Below are 17,832 nucleotides of genomic sequence, written 5' to 3' on the forward strand. Positions count from 1 at the left end.
GGGCCTGCCATGATTGGCAGGCCCTATTTTGTGCCCGAAGAACTACTCCGCCGCCACCTTGCCCGGCCTCAGCATCGGCTTGAGGTAACGGCCGGTATGGCTGCGCTCGACCTCGGCCACCTCTTCGGGCGTGCCGGTTGCGACGATCTCGCCGCCGCCATCGCCGCCCTCGGGGCCGATGTCGATGAGGTGGTCTGCGGTCTTGATCACGTCGAGATTGTGCTCGATCACCACCACCGTGTTGCCCTGCTCCACCAGCTCGTGCAGCACTTCGAGCAGCTTGCGCACATCCTCGAAATGCAGCCCCGTGGTGGGCTCGTCGAGGATATAGAGCGTGCGTCCGGTGGAACGTTTCGCCAGCTCTTTCGACAGCTTCACCCGCTGAGCCTCGCCGCCCGAAAGCGTTGTCGCCTGCTGGCCCACCTTGATATAGCCGAGCCCCACGCGCATCAGCGCGTCCATCTTCTCGCGGATCGAGGGCACCGCCTTGAAGAATTCCTGCGCCTCTTCAACCGTCATATCAAGAACGTCGGCGATGCTCTTGCCCTTGAAGCGAATTTCCAGGGTCTCTCGGTTGTAGCGCTGGCCCTTGCAGGTTTCGCATTCCACATAGACATCGGGCAGGAAGTGCATCTCGATCTTGATGACGCCATCGCCCTGGCAGGCCTCGCAGCGCCCGCCCTTGACGTTGAAGCTGAACCGCCCCGGTTTGTAACCGCGCGCCTTGGCCTCGGGCAGCCCGGCGAACCAGTCGCGGATCGGGGTGAAGGCGCCGGTATAGGTGGCCGGGTTCGACCGCGGCGTGCGCCCGATGGGGCGCTGGTCGATGTCGATCACCTTGTCGAGATGTTCGAACCCCTTGATCGTCTCGCAGGGCGCGGGCGTCTCGCGCGCGCCGTTCAGCTTCATCGCGGCGTTCTTGTAAAGCGTCTCGATGGTGAGCGTCGACTTGCCGCCGCCCGAGACGCCGGTGACGCAGACGAACTTGCCCAGCGGAAATTCGGCGGTCACCTCCTTGAGATTGTTGCCGGTCGCCTTGACCACGGTCAGTTTCTTCTTGTTGCCCTTGCGCCGGGTCTCGGGCACGGCGATCTCGCGGGCGCCGGAGAGGTACTGACCGGTGAGGCTGGCGGGATCGGCGGCGATGGCCTCGGGGGTGCCGTGGCTGACCACCTGGCCGCCATGCACGCCGGCGCCGGGGCCGATGTCGAAGACGTAATCCGCCTGGCGGATCATGTCCTCGTCATGCTCGACCACGATCACGGTATTGCCCTGATCGCGCAGGGATTTCAGCGTACCGATGAGCCGGTCGTTGTCGCGCTGGTGCAGACCGATGGAGGGCTCGTCGAGCACGTAGAGCACACCGGTCAGGCCGGAGCCGATCTGGCTCGCGAGCCGGATGCGCTGGCTTTCGCCGCCGCTCAGGGTGCCCGCGGCGCGGCTCATGGTGAGATATTCGAGCCCGACATTGTTCAGGAATCCGAGCCGCTCGCGGATCTCCTTGAGGATGGCGCGAGCGATCTCGTTCTTCTGGCCGGTAAGGCTGGCGGGAACGGTTTCGATCCAGGCGAAGGCCTCTTTGATCGACATCTCGACCACCTGGCCCACATGCAGCCCGGCAATCTTGACCGCCAGCGCCTCGTCGCGCAGCCGGTAGCCATGGCAGGCGCCGCAGCGGCGGTTGTTCTGGTAGCGCTCGAATTCCTCGCGGATCCAGTTGCTGTCGGTCTCGCGATAGCGGCGCTCCATATTCGGGATGACCCCCTCGAAGACACGGGAGACCTGGTAGATGCGCCCGCCCTCGTCGTAGCGGAAGGGGATTTCCTCGTCGCCGGAGCCGTAGAGAAAGACCTGCTGAACATGTTTCGGCAGGTCCTTCCAGCGGTCGTTCTTGTTGAACTCGTAATGCTTGGCGATGGCTTCGATGGTTTGCAGAAAATAGGGCGACTTGCCCTTGCGCCACGGCGCGATGGCGCCATCGGCCACCTTGAGCGTGGCATCGGGCACCACCAGCCGCTCGTCGAAGAACAGCTCGACGCCAAGCCCGTCACATTCCGGGCAGGCGCCGAAGGGGGCGTTGAAGGAGAACAGCCGCGGCTCGATTTCGGGGATGGTGAAACCGCTGACCGGGCAGGCGAAATTCTCGCTGAAGGTGATGCGGACCGGCTCCTCGGTCTCTTGCGAGCCCTCCTCGCCCGGGCGCGGCGCGGTTTCCAGGATGGCAATGCCCGAGGCCAGATCCAGCGCCGTGCGGAAACTGTCGGCCAGCCGGGTCTCCAGCCCCTCGCGCACCACGATCCGGTCGACCACCACGTCGATGTCGTGGCGGAATTTCTTGTCGAGCGTCGGCGGGCTGTCGAGCTCGTAGAACTCGCCATCCACCTTGACCCGCTGGAAGCCCTGCTTGCGCAGCTCCAGAAATTCTTTCTTATACTCGCCCTTGCGGTCTCGGATGATCGGCGCCAGCAGATAACCGCGCGTCCCCTCTTCCATCGCCATGACCCGGTCGACCATGTCCTGCACCTGCTGCGCCTCGATGGGCAGGCCGGTGGCGGGCGAATAGGGCGTGCCGACGCGGGCGAAGAGCAGCCGCAGATAATCGTAGATCTCGGTCACCGTGCCGACGGTCGAGCGCGGGTTCTTCGACGTGGTTTTCTGCTCGATGGAGATCGCGGGCGAGAGGCCCGAGATGTGATCCACATCGGGTTTCTCCATCATGTCGAGGAACTGCCGCGCATAGGCGGACAGCGATTCCACGTAGCGGCGCTGTCCCTCGGCATAGATCGTGTCGAAGGCCAGCGACGACTTGCCCGAGCCCGACAGCCCGGTGATCACCACCAGCTCGTCGCGGGGAATATCCACGTCGATGGATTTCAGATTGTGTTCGCGCGCGCCGCGCACTTCGATCTGCTTCAGCTCTGCCATGAGACCTCCGGATCCGGATGCCCAACACATAGGCGAAAGCCCGGGCTTCGCCAATCGCAAAGTGAGAACATAGCGGGAACTTTCGCGCATCGCCTTTACATTCGCAATCATGAATGTATATCCCTTGAGCAACAGAGCCAATGGAGTCGCCGAATGTTCGCTTTTCTGACCGGTAACCGCGCCGCCGACATGAGTGCCGCCGAGGCTGTCGAGAAATCCCGCGCGGGCGAGATCGTGGTGATCGACATCCGCGACGGTATGGAGCTGAAGGCAACCGGCAAGGCCAAGGGCGCACTGCATGTGCCCATGGCCGCCTTCAAGATGCGCTGCGACCCCAGCAGCCCGGAATGCCTGCCCGAACTGAAATCGGGCAAGCCCATCGCGGTCTATTGCGCCAGCGGCGCGCGTTCGGGCATGGCCAAGGGCATGCTCAAGCGCTTCGGCTACGAAGACGTGCACAATATCGGCGGTCTGGCCCATTGGCAGCGCGCCGGCGGCGCCATCGAGCGCTGATCGGGGCCTGCCGGGCCGGAAAGGTCCGGAATTCCTCAATTGTTCCTTCCTGTCATTGCGCCGAGGCTGTGCCCCGGCCCTGACAGGAAAGGAATGTCCATGCCCCGACTCCGCCATCTGCTTGCCCCAGCCTTGCTGGCCCCGCTGCCGCTGTTTGCGCAGGAGGGGGGCAACAGCATTCTGGTCCTCGACGCTTCGGGCTCGATGTGGGGACAGATCGACGGCAAGGCCAAGATCACCATCGCGCAGGAGGTGATCGGCGGGCTGCTTGAAACGCTGCCCGAGGATCGGGCGCTGGGGCTGACCGTCTACGGCCACCGCCGCAAGGGCGACTGCCGCGACATCGAAACGCTCGTGGCGCCCGCCGGTCGCAACCGCGCGGCGATCTCCGAGGCGGTGGCCGCGATCAAGCCCAAGGGCAAGACGCCGATGACCGATGCGGTGATCGCGGCGGCCGAGGCGCTGCACCATAGCGAAGAGGCGGCGACGGTGATCCTGGTGTCGGACGGGATCGAGACCTGTGCCCCCGATCCCTGCGCCGCCGCGCAGGCGCTGGAAGAGGCCGGCGTCGATTTCACCGCCCATGTGATCGGGTTCGATGTGGCCGATCCCGAGGCGCAGGCGCAGCTTGCCTGCATCGCCGGCAACACCGGCGGGCGTTACCTGACGGCCTCCGACGCGGCAGAGTTGGCCGAGGCGCTGAGCGAGGTGACAACCGCACAGGCGCCGGATCCGGCATTGTCCGCGCCGGTGCGGCTGACCGCGCGGGAACGGTTCGGAGAGGCCACGCGCGATGTGGCAGTGATCTGGACCGTGACCGGCCTCGACGGCGAGATCGTGGAAGACGGGCTGGCGGACAGCGACGGTTTGCAGCTCGCCCCCGGCCGCTACCGGGCGACCGCGATGCGGCTCTCGGACGACAGCGAGCTTGCGCAGACGCTCGAGGTCACCGAGACCGGCGGGGCGCTCACGCTGACCTTCGAGGCGCCCCTGCCCCGGGCCACGCTCGATGCCCCCGCCACAGGCGCCGCCGGCACGATGATCGAGGTCGCCTGGACGGGACCGGACGGCGAAATGGATTATCTCGCCACCGCCCTGCCCGGCGCCGACGCGACCGATTATCTGAGCTATGACTATACCCGGACGGGCAGCCCGATGGCGCTGCGGCTGCCCGCGCAGCCGGGGGCATACGAGATCCGCTATGTCGACTCTGGCACGCTGCAGGTTCTGGCACGCCGCCCGGTGACGGTCACACCGCAGCAGGACGGGCTGAGCGCGCCGGATACGGCGCCCATCGGCGCCACGATCGAGGTCGCCTGGCAGGGCGGCGGTTTCGACGCGGATTACATCGATGTCGCCCTGCCCGGCGCCGCGCCGCTCGACTATCTGACCTACGCCTATGTGCGGGACGGCAATCCGCTGGACCTGGTACTGCCGCTCGCGCCCGGCGCCTATGAGATCCGCTATATCACCGCGCAGGACAACAGCGTCGCGGCGCGGCAGTCGATCACGGTGACCGACCTAGCCGCGACGCTCGATGCGCCGGAGAGCGCGGCGGCGGGCGCCACGCTGATGGTTGGCTGGGAGGGCCCGGGCTATGCGGGCGATTACCTGACCATCGCGCAGCCCGGCAGCGACGCGCTGAGCTACGAGAGCTATGCCTATACGCGGAACGGCATGCCGGCGGTGCTTGCCACCCCCGACACGCCCGGGCGCTATGTGCTGCGCTATGTGGCGGAGGGACGGCATTCGCGCGTCCTGGCGGAACGGACACTGGAGCTGCGCTGATCGCCGGCGCAAATTCCTTCAAAGGAATTTGCAAATCTTTTCGAAAAGATTTGCCCGGCTTTACCGATAGCGCAACGAGATGCCCCCGGCGAAAAGATGCACCTTCGCCGGGTCCGCCGCCAGCTTGACCTCCTGGCCGCGCAGCCCCTTGTGGATGCCCGGCAGCTTGGCGATCACCGGTTCGCGCGCGCCCTGCGCGGGCTCGAAATGCAGCAGCGTGACCTCGCCCAGCGCCTCGGTCATCGCCACCGGCCCCGCATAAAGCGCCGCCTGCTGGGCGATGGTGAAATCCTCCGGCCGGATTCCCACGGTCACCGCGCGCCCCAGATCGCCCTTGCCGGTGGGCACGTCCGAGACCGCCGTGCCGCCGCTCGCCAACCGCACCGTCGTCCGCATCCCGGTGCCCGTCACCTCGCCCTCGAGCAGGTTCATCGCCGGCGATCCGATGAACTGCGCGACAAATTCCGAATTGGGCGTCTCGTATAGCTCGAGCGGCGTGCCGACCTGGGCGATCCCCTTGTTGGCGAGTACCACGATCCGGCTTGCCAACGTCATCGCCTCGACCTGATCGTGGGTCACATAGATCATCGTGCGGTCGGGCATGGATTCCTTGAGCTGCGCGATCTCGATCCGCGTCGCCACCCGCAGCGCGGCGTCGAGATTGGAGAGCGGCTCGTCAAAGAGATAGACCTTGGGATCGCGCACGATGGCCCGCCCGATCGCCACCCGCTGCCGCTGCCCGCCCGACAGCGCCTTGGGCAGCCGGTCGAGATAGGGTTCGAGCTGCAGCATCTCGGCGGCGCGGGTCACCGCCGCGTCGATCTCGGATTTGGATTTCCTGGCGATCTGCAGCGCAAAGGCCATGTTGTCGCGCACGGTCATATGCGGATACAAAGCATAGCTCTGGAACACCATGGCGATGCCGCGCTGCGCGGGCGGCACGTCGTTGACCAGCTCGCCGTCGATCTCCAGCGTCCCCGCGGTGATCTTTTCCAGCCCGGCAATCATCCGCAGGAGCGTGGACTTGCCGCAGCCCGAGGGCCCCACAAAGACGATCAGCTCGCCCGCCTTGATGTCGAGGTCGATGTGCTTCAGCACCTCGACCGCGCCGCCATAGGTCTTGCCCACATCGGTCAGTTTCAGATCGGCCATCCGCTGCCCCTCCCCCTTTGTTATGTCTTCAGCGCCAGCACGGGCTGCCAGCGCCCGAAATGCAGGCGGCCATCGGGCGCCGGACCCGCCGAGCCCAGCTCCGCCCCGATCTGATGCCAGCGCCCTCCCGGCGCCTCCACCGTGACCGGCGCGTCGCCGATGTTGAAGGCGCAAAACAGCTCCTCGTCGCCGCGGCAGCGGCGGAAGCGCAGCACCGTGCCCTCGCAGGCCACCTCGCTGATGGCGCCCTTCATCAGCGCCGGGTGGCTGTGCCGGAACGAGATCGCGCGCCGGTAGTGATGCAGAATCGCCAGCGGATCGCTTTCCTGATCCGCGACCGTGCGGCTCAGATGCGCGTGGCTGACCGGCAGCCAGGGGCGCATATTGGTGGAAAACCCGCCGTTATGCGCATCGTGCTCCCAGACCATCGGCGTGCGCGCCCCGTCGCGCCCCTTGAAGGCGGGCCAGAACCGTTTGCCGTAAGGGTCCTGAAGATCCTCGAACGCCACCTCGGCCTCGGGCAGCGCCAGTTCCTCGCCCTGATAGATGCAGGCCGAGCCGCGCAGACACATCATCAGCGTCATATAAAGCCGCGCCGCCGCCTCGGGGATCTTCCAGCGCGAGATATGGCGCATGACATCGTGGTTCGAAAACGCCCAGCAGGCCCAGCCGCCTGCCGCCTTCTCCTCCATGTCGTCCATGACTTTCTTGATATAGGGTGCCGTCGGCGCGTGATCCGAAAGCAGTTCGAAGGCGTAGGACATGTGAAGATGGTCGTCGCCGCGCGTATATTCGCCCAGCACCTCCAGCCCGCGCTGGTCCTCGCCGATCTCGCCCACCGCCGCCGCGTCATACGCGTTCATCAGGCTGCGCAGCCGCGCGAGGAACTCGAGATTCTCCGGCTGGGTCTTGTCGTAAAGATGGTTCTGCCAGGTGTAAGGGTTCACCGCAGGCGCGGTGATCGGGTTGCGCAGCTCCGGCGGCAAGGGCGGGTTGTCGCGCAACTCCTTGTCATGAGTGTAGAAATTCACCGTATCGAGCCGGAACCCGTCGACGCCCCGGTCGAGCCAGAACCGCGCGATGTCCAGCAGCGCCTCCTGCAAGGCCGGTTCGTGGAAATTCATGTCCGGCTGCTCGGTCAGGAAATTGTGCAGGTAATACTGGCAGCGCGTCGGATCCCATTGCCAGGCCGATCCGCCGAAGATCGACAGCCAGTTGTTGGGCGGCGTGCCATCGGGCTTGGCATCCGCCCAGACATACCAATTGGCGCGCGGGTTGTCCTTTGACGACCGGCTTTCGGTGAACCACGGATGGTCGATGGAGCTGTGCGAGATCACCAGATCCATCAGCACCTTGAGCCCCAGCATATGGGCGGTCTCGATCATCACGTCGAAATCGGCCAGCGTGCCGAACAGCGGGTCGATGTCGCAATAATCGCTCACATCGTAACCGAAATCCCGCATCGGAGAACGGAAGAACGGCGAGATCCACACCGCATCGACCCCCAGCGAGGCCACATAGGGCAGCCGCTGGGCGATGCCCAGCAGGTCGCCCACACCGTCGCCATTGCTGTCCTGAAAACTGCGCGGGTAGATCTGGTAGATCACCGCGCCGCGCCACCAGTCGGGATCTTTGCTGAGGTATCGTTTGGCGCTCATGTCGGACATCTCGGTCATCTCTGTTGCCCTCATTTCACCGAGCCGGCCAGCAGGCCGCGCACGAGGTATTTCTGCATTGCGAAAAAGACCAGCAGCGGCACGGCGATGGAGACGAAGGCCGAGGTTGCCAGAATCTCCCATTGCCCGCCCCGCGAGCCCAGAAGGTTCACCAGCCGCGCCGTCAGAACCAGCGTGTCGTCGTCGGTGCCAAGAAACACCAGCGCCACCAGCAGATCGTTCCAGGTCCAGAGGAACTGGAAGATGGCAAAGCTCGCCAGCGCCGGGAAAGACAGCGGCAGCACGATCTTGACGAAGACCTGAAAATCGGTCGCCCCATCCACCCGCGCGCATTCGATGATGTCGCGCGGCAGCCCCACCATGTAGTTGCGTAAGAGATAGATGGCGAGCGGCAGGCCGAACCCGGTATGCGCCAGCCAGACGCCCAGATAGCCCTTGCCGATGCCGATGTCGTTGTGAAGCTGCAAAAGCGGGATCAGCGCCAGTTGCAGCGGCACCACCAGCAGCCCCACCACGGCGGCGACCAGCAGCGCACGGCCGGGAAACTCCATCCAGGCCAGCGCATAGGCGGCAAAGGCCGCGACAAGGATCGGGATCACCGTCGCCGGGATCGCCACGGTCAGCGTGTTCAGAAACGCCTGCCCCACCCCGGTGCCCGCCGTGGTGCCGAACAGGACCGAGCGGTAATTGTCGAGCGTGAATTCCGGCGGCGCGGTGGCGGTCGAGAAGATGCGCGGCAGGCGCTCGCCCTCGAAGCTCTGCGGCGCGGTCAGACGGTAGCGCCCGGCGGCATCGACGCTCAGCGCCCAGCCGTCCTTGAGCTCGGCCACATCGCCGGGGCCATAGGCCTCGGGCGCGCGCGACGAGGTGCCCCATGCCGAGACGGCGGCGCCGGTATCGGGATAAAGCTCGCCCTCGATCACGTAGAGCGCCCCCTCCTGCCGTTCCGCGCCCGCCACACGGATCGCCGGCGCCTGCCGTTCCTGCGCCGAGAACGACGACCACCAGCCGGAGTTGGAGATCTGCTCGCCGGTGCGGAAGGAGGAGACGAGCAGCCCCACGGTCGGGAACAGCCAGAGCGCCACCAGAAGTGCCACCGAAAGGTGCACGGCCCAGGTCAGCGTCGATTTGGTGCCAGCGATATTGTCCATGGGTCCGGCTCCTCAGCGCATTTCCTTGCGTGCGTTCAGCACGTTCCAGATCAGGATCGGCAGTACGAGGATCATGATCACCATGGCCGCCGCCGAGCCCACACCCCAGTCGAAGGCGCGGAACATCTTGTCGTACATGTAATTGGCCAGCACCTGCGTCTCCCACTGGCCGTTGGTCATTGCCAGCACGATGTCGAAGACCTTGAGAACCACCAGCGTGATCGTTGTCCAGACCACCACGATCGTGGGCATGATCTGCGGCACCTTGATGCGGAAGAAGATCTGGAACGGGTTGGCGCCGTCGACGATGGCAGCCTCCACGGTTTCCTCGGGGATGCCGCGCAGGGCGGCGGAAAGAATCACCATGGCAAAGCCGGTCTGGATCCAGATCAGCACCACCATGAGCAGGAAATTGTTCCAGGGCGTGATCGTCAGCCAGGTCTGCGGATCGCCGCCCAGCGCCACCCAGATCGCGTTCAGGACGCCGATCTGGTCCTGCCCCTCGGGGCGGAAATCATAGACCAGCTTCCAGATCACCGAGGCGCCGACGAAAGAGATCGCCATGGGCATGAAGACCAGCGATTTCGCCAGATTGCCCCAGCGGATACGGTCGGTGAGCTGGGCGGCCAGAAGGCCGAAGCCGGTGGAGGCGGCGGGCACGACGATGAGCCAGAGCATGTTGTTGCGCATGGCTTCCCAGAATTTCGGCTCGCCCATCATCTGGCGGTAGTTCGCAAGCCCCACAAAGGCGCCGCCCTGATCGCGGTCGGTGAGCGACAGCCAGAGCGTCGCCACGACCGGATAGGCCAGATAGAGCCCCAGCGCGAAAAGCGCGGGAAACAGGAACAGCCAGGGCCGGACCATATTGGCGCGGGAGATATTGCGGGCGATATGGGCGCCCCGCGCCGGAAAGATCAGCTTGTCGAGGATCTGGTTCGCGCCCCAGAAATAGCCCACGCAGCCGCCCACCCCGATCACGATGGTCAAAACCGCCTGAAGTGCCGGATGCATGATGTCTCCCTCCCCTGACAAGACGGGCTCTGCGCCGGCCCCTGCCGCCCGCCCCGCAAATCTCTTCCAAGAGATTTGCAAGGTCCTTCGAAGGACCTTGCGGAACAAGGGCCGGACGCGGGCGCCCGTTGCGCGCCCTTACTTGATGCCGTCCCAGCTGTTCTGGATCTCGGTGGCGACCTCTTCGGCGGATTTGCCGCCGACGTAATCGACCATGCCGGTCCAGAAACTGCCCGCGCCCACCGCGCCCGGCATCAGGTCGGAGCCGTCGAAGCGGAAGGTGGTGGCGTTCAGCAGGATCTCGCCCTGTTTCTTCAGCGGCGGGCTGCCGTAAAGCTCGGCATTGGCGCCCTTGAACGGGGTCAGGAAGCCCGATTGCGCCATCCAGATCTCATGCGCGATGGGGGTCTTCAGGAACTCGATGAAGGCGCGCGCGCCGGGGCTGTCCTTGGTGATGAAGGCCAGCGTGCCCGCGCCCAGCACCGGCTTGCCCAGATCCTTGCCCTCATAGGCGGGCATATAGAAGAAATCCGCGTCCAGCCCCAGCTCGGTGCCTTCCGGGAAGAAGGTCGGGATAAAGCTCGCCTGGTGGTGCAGATAGCATTGCGACGGCGAGGCGAAGAGCCCCAGCGGGCTTTCGCGGAAATCGGTGGTGGCCACCGCACCGGTGCCGCCCGCCACATAGGCGTCGTTCTTGGCGAACCAGCCGAATTCGTCGATGGCGCCCACGACCTTGGGGTCGTTGAACGGGATCTCGTTGGTCACCCACTGGTCATAGACCTCGGGCGGCTGGGTGCGCAGCATCATGTCCTCGACCCAGTCGGTGGCGGGCCAGCCCGTGGCCCCGCCAGACCCCAGACCGATGCACCAGGGCGTTTCGCCCTCCTCGGCGATCTGTTCGGTCAGCGCCTTGAGATCCTCCAGCGTCTCGGGCACCTCATAGCCCGCATCCTCGAAATTCTCGGGCACGTACCAGACCAGCGATTTCACGTCGATCTTGTAGGGAAAGGCGTAGAGCGCGCTTTCGCCGTCGGGCCCGGTGTAGGAGCCGAGGCTCACCCAGCTTTCGCCCGCCGCGTAATTCTCCTTGAGCCAGGCTTCGGTCTCTGCGCCCAGCGGTTCGACAAAGCCCTTGGAGACCAGATCGGCGATCAGCCCCGGCTGCGGCAGGATCGCGATATTGGGCGGGCTGCCGGCCTCGGTGTCGATGACGATCTGCTGTTCATAGGTCTCGGAGGAGGCATAGCTCACCTCGGCCCCGGTCGCCTCGGCGAAATAGACCAGCACCGATTCCACCAGTTGCTGGTCGTCGCCGCGCCAGGGCCCGAAGATGTTCACCGTCTCGCCGCTGAGATCGTGGGCCGCGGCAAAGGCGTTGTAGCTGTCCCAGTTGAAACCGCCCTCCCCGGGCGCAAACACCATATCTGCGGCCTGCGCCGTGCCGGCCGTCAGCGCCAGCATCGCGGCACCACTCAGAAAACTGCGTTTCATAAAGGCTGATCCTCCCGTTTCACGCGGATTGCCCCGCATTGAATTCCGCTTTTAGGCGAGTCGCCCAAAGCGCTTTGAAGATGCCCGAGCGTCCCGCGTTTGCCCCAACATGTCAATCTGCAGATGCCGGTATTTTCCTCATATTTCATGCTGCACTGCAGCTTTTTCAGGCAGGCGGAAAAAGTCTTTCCGGCGGTCATGTTTTGCGGTTACGGTCCCGATCATCCGAAGCGCTTTGGACTTGCGATCCGATGAATCTCAAGATGCTCGCCGCCCATCTGGGCCTGTCCCAGACCACCGTCAGCCGGGCCCTGAACGGCTATCCCGAGGTCAGCGAGGAAACGCGCAAGCGCGTGACCGAAGCGGCCCTCCGGCTGAACTATGCGCCGAACGCGCGCGCCAAGGGGCTGGCGACCGGTCGGGCCATGGCGATCGGCCACGTCATCCCGATCTCGACCCAGCACGAGATCGTCAATCCGGTCTTCGGCGATTTTGTCGCCGGCGCCTCGGAGGCCTATCTCAAGGCGGGCTACGACATGACCCTGTCGCTCACCGGCGATGAGGACGAGGCCGAGAATTACCGGCGGCTGAAGGCCAAGGGCAATGTCGACGGCATCATCCTGCACGGGCCCAAGATGGCCGACGGGCGCATTCCCTTCCTGACCGGACTGGGACTGCCCTTCGTGGTGCATGGGCGGGCCTCGGATCTCGACCAGCCCTATTGCTGGGTGGACATGAACAACACCAGTGCCTTCCACCGCGCCACCGCCTTTCTGCTCGATCTCGGCCACCGGCGGATCGCGCTGGTCAACGGGCTGGAATTCATGGATTTCGCCCATCGCCGCCGGATCGGCTACGAATCCGCGCTGCGCGAGCGTGGCATTGCCCCCGATCCGGTGCTGATGCGCAGCGAGGAGATGACCGAGCCCTATGGCTATCGCGCCGCGACCGAGCTGCTGGCCCATCCCGAACCGCCCACGGCCTTTCTCACCTCGTCGCTGATCACCGCGCTGGGCGTGCGGCGGGCAATCCACGAGGCCGGAAAGCAGATGGGGCGCGACATCTCGATCGTGACCCATGACGACGATCTCAGCTATCTCTCCAACGGGCGCGATCTGCCGATCTTCACCGCCACCCGCTCCTCGGTTCGCGAGGCCGGGCGCATCGCCGCCGAGATGCTGCTGCGCCACATCGCCGACCCCGGGCGCGCCCCGGAAACGCAGCTCCTCGAGGCCCAGCTCATCATCGGCGGCTCGACCGGGCCAGCTCCGACGCAACATTAGGATCGACCGATATGCAACTGAGCAGGAAAGATTTCCCCAAAGACTTCCTCTTCGGCGCCGCGACCTCGAGCTATCAGATCGAAGGCCATGGCTTCGGCGGCGCGGGCCGCACCCATTGGGACGATTTCGCCGCGACGCCGGGCAATGTCGTGCGCGGCGAAAACGGCGCCATCGCCTGCGATCACTATCACCGCTATCCCGAGGACCTCGATCTCGTGGCGGGCGCCGGGTTCGACGCCTATCGCTTTTCGGTCTCCTGGGCGCGGGTGCTGCCCGAGGGGCGCGGCGCGGTGAATGCCGAGGGGCTGGATTTCTACGACCGGCTGACCGACGCCATGCTGGAGCGCGGCCTGAAACCCTTCGCCACGCTCTATCACTGGGAACTGCCCTCGCCTCTGGCCGACCTCGGCGGCTGGCGCAACCGCGACATCGCCCAATGGTTCGGCGATTTCACCGAGATCGTCATGCGCCGCATCGGCGACCGGATGGACACCGTGGCGCCGATCAACGAGCCCTGGTGCGTCGCCTGGCTGAGCCATTTCCTCGGCGCGCACGCTCCGGGCCTGCGCGACATCCGCGCCGCCGCCCGTGCCATGCATCACGTTCTGCTGGCCCATGGCCGTGCCATCGAGGTGATGCGCGGGCTGGGCATGGGCAACCTGGGCGGCGTCTTCAATCTCGAATGGGCCCATCCCGCCGAGGATACCGAAGCCCATCACCACGCCGCCGCCGTCTATGACGGGATCTACAACCGCTGGTTCATGGGCGGCGTGTTCAAGGGGCAATATCCGCAGATCGTGCTCGACGGGCTGGAGCCGCATCTGCCGGCGGGCTGGCAGGACGACATGGCGCTGATCTCGCAGCCGCTCGACTGGTGCGGGATCAACTATTACACCCGCAAGCTGCTCGCCCCGGCCCCGGGGCCCTGGCCGGCGCTTCAGGAGGTGCCGGGGTCGCTGCCCAAGACCTTCATGGATTGGGAAATCTACCCCGAGGGGCTCTTGCAGTTCCTCAGCCGCACCGCCGAGGACTATACCGGAGACCTGCCGATCTATGTCACCGAAAACGGCATGGCCGGGCATGACGACCTGTTCGGCGGCACCGTCCCGGACGACCACCGCATCGCCTATCTCGAAGCGCATCTGGCCGATGTCAGACGCGCCCTGGCGCGGGGCGTGCCGGTCAAGGGCTATTTCGTCTGGTCGCTGCTCGACAATTACGAATGGAGCTTTGGCTACGACAAGCGTTTCGGCATCGTGCATGTGGATTTCGACACGCTTGTACGCACGCCCAAAGCGTCTTACGACGCGTTGAAGCTGGCGCTAACGAGAGGTCAGGCATGAGCAGCGGCATCACGGCGGTTCTGGCCGACATCGGCGGCACCAACACCCGTGTCGCGCTGGCCCGCGGGGCCGAGGTCGATGCCGGCAGCATCCGCCGCTACCGCAACGCCGATCACCCGGGCATCGGCGCGGTGCTGCACGATTACCTGTCCACGGCGCAGGTCGCCCCGCAGGCCGCCTGCGTCGCCATGGCGGGCCCGGTGCGCGACAGCGCCGGGCGGCTTACCAATCTCGATTGGGAGGTCAATCGCGAGATTCTGGCCGAGGCCACCGGCGCCGAAACGCTGGCGGTGCTCAACGACCTTCAGGCGCAGGGCCATGCGCTGGGCCATATCGCCCCCGAGAACCTTACCCTGCTGCGGCGGGGCCAGCCCGCCAGCCCGCAGGCGGCGCGGCTGGTGATCGGCGTCGGCACGGGCATGAACGCGGCGCCGGTCTATCGGCTGGACGACCGCACGCTGGTGCCGCCCTCCGAGGCCGGCCATGCCACGCTGGCGCTGCGTTCGGACGACGAGCTGCGGCTTTTCCAATATGTCTCGCGCAAGCATGACGGCGCCGGCATCGAGCATTTCCTGTCGGGGCGCGGCTTCGAGCGGATCTGGAACTGGGTCTGCGAGGAAGAGGGCTCGGACGAGCGCGACCGCAGCGCCGCCGAGATCATGGCAGCGATGGCGGCGGGCGATGCGCGCGCCCATCGCGCGGTCGAGATGTTCTCGCGGCTGATGGGCCGGATCTGCGGCGACCTGGCGCTGATCACCCTGCCCTTCGGCGGAATCTATCTGATCGGCGGCGTCGCGCGGCATTTCGGCCCCCACCTGCTGAGCTGCGGCTTTGTCGACGGTTTCCGCGACAAGGGCCGGTTCAGCACCTTCATGGATCAGTTCCCGGTGCATCTTGTGACAGACGACTATGCGGCGCTGACCGGATGTGCCTGCCACTTAACCGAACAGTTGCAAATACACGCCTAAAACCGCGTCAATCTTGCCTTTCAGGGGCAGAACGCTGTTGATACACACAACACTCTGCCTATGAGTGACCGGTTCCAATCGAGCGAGTCCCGACAATGCTTCAGATGAAGACACCGCCCCTGCGCGACGCCATCCTGCGCCACCTGACCTATTCTTTCGGCAAGGATCCCGAACACGCCATCCTCGAGGATTGGCGCATGGCGCTGAGCTATGCGGTGCGCGACCGGATCGTCGACGCCTGGTTCAAGGCCACGCATGAAACCTACGAGACCGGCGCCAAGCGGGTCTATTACCTGTCGATGGAATTCCTGATCGGGCGGCTTCTCGAAGACGGGATCGTCAATCTGGAGCTGGTCGATGAGGCCAAGGCGGCGCTGGCGGAATACAGCAAGGATTACAACGAGGTCCTGACCGACGAGCCCGATGCGGCACTCGGCAACGGCGGGCTCGGCCGTCTCGCGGCCTGCTTCCTCGAAAGCCTCTCGACCATCGGCTGCCCGGCGCATGGCTACGGCATCCGCTACGAGCACGGGCTGTTCCGGCAGAGCTTTGTCGACGGCCGCCAGATCGAGCAGCCGGAACTGTGGCTCGGCCAGCGCCACGCCTGGGAGTTCGAACGCCCCGAGGTGCGCTATCGCATCGGCTTTGGCGGCCATGTGGACGTGCGCGGCGAAACCGTGCGCTGGTATCCTGCCGAAGAGGTCGAAGCCGAGGCGTTCGACACGCCCGTCGTCGGCTGGAAAGGCCGCTGGGCCAACACGCTGCGGCTCTGGTCGGGCCGCGCGATCCATCCGTTCGACCTCGACGCCTTCAACCACGGCGACTATGCCCGCGCCGCCGCGCCCGAGGCGCTGGCGCGCACCATCAGCCGCGTGCTCTACCCCGACGACACCACCGAACAGGGCAAGGAGCTGCGGCTGAAGCAGGAATATTTCCTGACCGGCGCCGCGCTGCGCGACATCCTGCGCCGCTTCAACAACCAGTTCGGCGATCTGCGCCGCCTGCCCGAAAAGGTGGCGATCCAGCTCAACGACACCCACCCGGCGATTGCCGGGCCCGAGCTGGTGCGCATCCTGCATGACGAACGCGGCATCGAATTCGACGAGGCGATGGAGATCGCCAAGGGTACGCTCTCCTACACCAACCACACGCTGCTGCCCGAGGCGCTGGAAAGCTGGGACGAGCATCTCTTCGGCCGCCTGCTGCCGCGCCACATCCAGATCATCGACCGGATCGACGCCACCCATGCGGCGCAGAACCCCTCGCGCACGCAGTCGATGCGGGCCGACCATCAGGTGAAGATGGGCCAGCTCTCTTTCGTTATGGCGCATAACGTCAACGGCGTCTCGGCGCTGCATACCGAGCTGATGAAGACCACGGTCTTCGAAGAGCTGCACCGCTTGCACCCTGACCGGATCGTGAACGAGACCAACGGCGTGACCCCGCGCCGCTGGTTGCTGGGCTGCAACCCGGGCCTGGCCGGGCTGATCTCCGAGGCGATCGGCGAGGGCTGGGTCGACGATCTGGAGCAGCTCGAAAAACTGGAACCCTATATCGAGGACGCGGCCTGGATCGACCGCTATGCCAAGGTGAAGCGCGCCAACAAGGTCGAGCTGTCGAACTGGATGGGCCAGACCTATGGGTTGCATGTGGACCCGGACATGCTGTTCGACGTGCAGATCAAGCGCATGCACGAATACAAGCGCCAGCATCTGAACATCCTCGAGACCATCGCCCACTGGCAGGAGATCCGCGAAAACCCCGATGCGGGCTGGGTGCCGCGGCTCAAGCTCTTCGCCGGCAAGGCGGCGCCGGGCTATTTCTTTGCCAAGGACATCATCCGCCTGATCAACGACGCGGCGGCGGTGATCAACGCCGACCCGGTGACCAACAAATATCTCAAGGTCGCCTTCCTGCCGAACTACAACGTCTCGCTCGCCGAGCGGCTGGTGCCGCCGGCGGACCTGTCGGAACAGATCTCGACCGCGGGCAAGGAAGCCTCGGGCACCGGCAATATGAAATTCGCGCTGAACGGCGCGCCGACGGTGGGCACGCTGGACGGCGCCAATGTGGAAATCCGCGACCATGTGGGCACCGAGAATTTCTTCCTCTTCGGCATGACCGCCGAAGAGGTCATGGAACGCCGCACCGTCGAGGGCCACGCGCAAAAGGCCATCGCCGCCGACCCGCGTCTCAAGGGGGCGCTGGACCTGATCCGCGAAGGGCGCTTCTCTCCCTCCGAACCCGAGCGTTATCACGGCGTGGTGGGCAATCTGGAAGGGCCGGATTATTTCCTCGTCTGTTCGGATTTCACCGATTACTGGCGCGCGCAGCGCGAGGTCGATACGGCCTTTGCCGACGCTCAGGGCTGGGCGCGCATGGCGGCCTATAACACCGCGCGCTCGGGCTGGTTCTCGTCCGACCGGACCATTCGCGGATATATGGCCGACATCTGGAAGGCACAAAGCCTGCTGCAAAAAAGCTGAGCCGCTAACATTGCACGCCAGCCATTGCAGCCCACGAGCAACGCA

At 65.3% G+C, this 17,832-nt stretch carries 12 protein-coding genes; 6 read left to right on the top strand and 6 right to left on the bottom strand.

Annotation, left to right across the window (positions count from 1 at the left end):
- Positions 1–42 precede the first annotated feature (42 nt).
- Entirely contained in the window at positions 43–2,925 is a 2,883-nt protein-coding gene (gene uvrA, locus M4578_RS05405; RefSeq protein WP_258092418.1) for an excinuclease ABC subunit UvrA, read from the bottom strand.
- A gap of 153 nt (positions 2,926–3,078) precedes the next feature.
- Between uvrA and M4578_RS05410 the strand changes: the two genes are divergently transcribed.
- Both M4578_RS05410 and M4578_RS05415 read left to right on the top strand, forming a co-directional pair.
- Positions 3,079–3,438: a rhodanese-like domain-containing protein gene (locus M4578_RS05410; RefSeq protein ID WP_258092419.1), complete on the top strand. Its 360-nt coding sequence runs from the start codon at positions 3,079–3,081 to the stop codon at positions 3,436–3,438.
- 99 nt (positions 3,439–3,537) lie between these two features.
- Positions 3,538–5,226: a VWA domain-containing protein gene (locus M4578_RS05415; RefSeq protein ID WP_258092420.1), complete on the top strand. Its 1,689-nt coding sequence runs from the start codon at positions 3,538–3,540 to the stop codon at positions 5,224–5,226.
- 60 nt (positions 5,227–5,286) lie between these two features.
- Here the strand turns inward: M4578_RS05415 and M4578_RS05420 are convergent, their stop codons facing one another.
- The 5 genes from M4578_RS05420 to M4578_RS05440 form a co-directional block, all read right to left on the bottom strand.
- Positions 5,287–6,378: an ABC transporter ATP-binding protein gene (locus M4578_RS05420; RefSeq protein WP_258092421.1), complete on the bottom strand. Its 1,092-nt coding sequence runs from the start codon at positions 6,376–6,378 to the stop codon at positions 5,287–5,289.
- Positions 6,379–6,398: 20 nt separating this feature from the next.
- Positions 6,399–8,054, bottom strand: a complete 1,656-nt coding sequence (locus M4578_RS05425) for an alpha-amylase family glycosyl hydrolase (RefSeq protein ID WP_258092422.1) — start codon at positions 8,052–8,054, stop codon at positions 6,399–6,401.
- Positions 8,055–8,065: 11 nt separating this feature from the next.
- Positions 8,066–9,205, bottom strand: a complete 1,140-nt coding sequence (locus M4578_RS05430; RefSeq protein WP_258092423.1) for a carbohydrate ABC transporter permease — start codon at positions 9,203–9,205, stop codon at positions 8,066–8,068.
- Positions 9,206–9,217: 12 nt separating this feature from the next.
- Positions 9,218–10,216, bottom strand: a complete 999-nt coding sequence (locus tag M4578_RS05435; protein WP_258092424.1) for a carbohydrate ABC transporter permease — start codon at positions 10,214–10,216, stop codon at positions 9,218–9,220.
- A 138-nt stretch (positions 10,217–10,354) separates the two neighbouring features.
- Positions 10,355–11,707 (bottom strand): ABC transporter substrate-binding protein, encoded by a 1,353-nt coding sequence (locus M4578_RS05440; RefSeq protein WP_258092425.1) that lies wholly within the window; start codon positions 11,705–11,707, stop codon positions 10,355–10,357.
- A gap of 251 nt (positions 11,708–11,958) precedes the next feature.
- Between M4578_RS05440 and M4578_RS05445 the strand changes: the two genes are divergently transcribed.
- The 4 genes from M4578_RS05445 (at position 11,959) to M4578_RS05460 (ending at position 17,787) form a co-directional block, all read left to right on the top strand.
- Positions 11,959–12,990 carry a LacI family DNA-binding transcriptional regulator gene (locus M4578_RS05445; RefSeq protein ID WP_258092426.1) on the top strand — a complete coding sequence of 344 codons (1,032 nt, stop codon included), beginning with the start codon at positions 11,959–11,961 and terminating at the stop codon, positions 12,988–12,990.
- A gap of 11 nt (positions 12,991–13,001) precedes the next feature.
- The gene (locus M4578_RS05450) at positions 13,002–14,333 is read left to right on the top strand and encodes a GH1 family beta-glucosidase (RefSeq protein ID WP_258092427.1); all 1,332 of its coding nucleotides are present in this window, start codon (positions 13,002–13,004) and stop codon (positions 14,331–14,333) included.
- The gene (locus M4578_RS05455; RefSeq protein ID WP_258092428.1) at positions 14,330–15,301 is read left to right on the top strand and encodes a glucokinase; all 972 of its coding nucleotides are present in this window, start codon (positions 14,330–14,332) and stop codon (positions 15,299–15,301) included. Before M4578_RS05450 ends, M4578_RS05455 begins: the two co-directional genes overlap by 4 nt.
- Before the next feature lie 95 nt (positions 15,302–15,396).
- Positions 15,397–17,787 carry a glycogen/starch/alpha-glucan phosphorylase gene (locus tag M4578_RS05460; RefSeq protein ID WP_258092429.1) on the top strand — a complete coding sequence of 797 codons (2,391 nt, stop codon included), beginning with the start codon at positions 15,397–15,399 and terminating at the stop codon, positions 17,785–17,787.
- Positions 17,788–17,832: the final 45 nt, after the last annotated feature.

The organism is Salipiger pentaromativorans, assembly GCF_024721115.1.
Classification (GTDB): Bacteria; Pseudomonadota; Alphaproteobacteria; order Rhodobacterales; family Rhodobacteraceae; genus Salipiger; species Salipiger pentaromativorans.

What these genes read in the sequence shown, in the direction of transcription:
- M4578_RS05430 (WP_258092423.1), bottom strand. Translation starts at nt 9,205, where the DNA reads ATGGACAATATCGCTGGCACCAAATCGACGCTGACCTGGGCCGTGCAC.
- M4578_RS05450 (WP_258092427.1), top strand. Translation starts at nt 13,002, where the DNA reads ATGCAACTGAGCAGGAAAGATTTCCCCAAAGACTTCCTCTTCGGCGCC.
- M4578_RS05445 (WP_258092426.1), top strand. Translation starts at nt 11,959, where the DNA reads ATGAATCTCAAGATGCTCGCCGCCCATCTGGGCCTGTCCCAGACCACC.
- M4578_RS05410 (WP_258092419.1), top strand. Translation starts at nt 3,079, where the DNA reads ATGTTCGCTTTTCTGACCGGTAACCGCGCCGCCGACATGAGTGCCGCC.
- M4578_RS05415 (WP_258092420.1), top strand. Translation starts at nt 3,538, where the DNA reads ATGCCCCGACTCCGCCATCTGCTTGCCCCAGCCTTGCTGGCCCCGCTG.
- M4578_RS05460 (WP_258092429.1), top strand. Translation starts at nt 15,397, where the DNA reads ATGCTTCAGATGAAGACACCGCCCCTGCGCGACGCCATCCTGCGCCAC.
- uvrA (WP_258092418.1), bottom strand. Translation starts at nt 2,925, where the DNA reads ATGGCAGAGCTGAAGCAGATCGAAGTGCGCGGCGCGCGCGAACACAAT.
- M4578_RS05420 (WP_258092421.1), bottom strand. Translation starts at nt 6,378, where the DNA reads ATGGCCGATCTGAAACTGACCGATGTGGGCAAGACCTATGGCGGCGCG.
- M4578_RS05455 (WP_258092428.1), top strand. Translation starts at nt 14,330, where the DNA reads ATGAGCAGCGGCATCACGGCGGTTCTGGCCGACATCGGCGGCACCAAC.
- M4578_RS05425 (WP_258092422.1), bottom strand. Translation starts at nt 8,054, where the DNA reads ATGACCGAGATGTCCGACATGAGCGCCAAACGATACCTCAGCAAAGAT.
- M4578_RS05440 (WP_258092425.1), bottom strand. Translation starts at nt 11,707, where the DNA reads ATGAAACGCAGTTTTCTGAGTGGTGCCGCGATGCTGGCGCTGACGGCC.
- M4578_RS05435 (WP_258092424.1), bottom strand. Translation starts at nt 10,216, where the DNA reads ATGCATCCGGCACTTCAGGCGGTTTTGACCATCGTGATCGGGGTGGGC.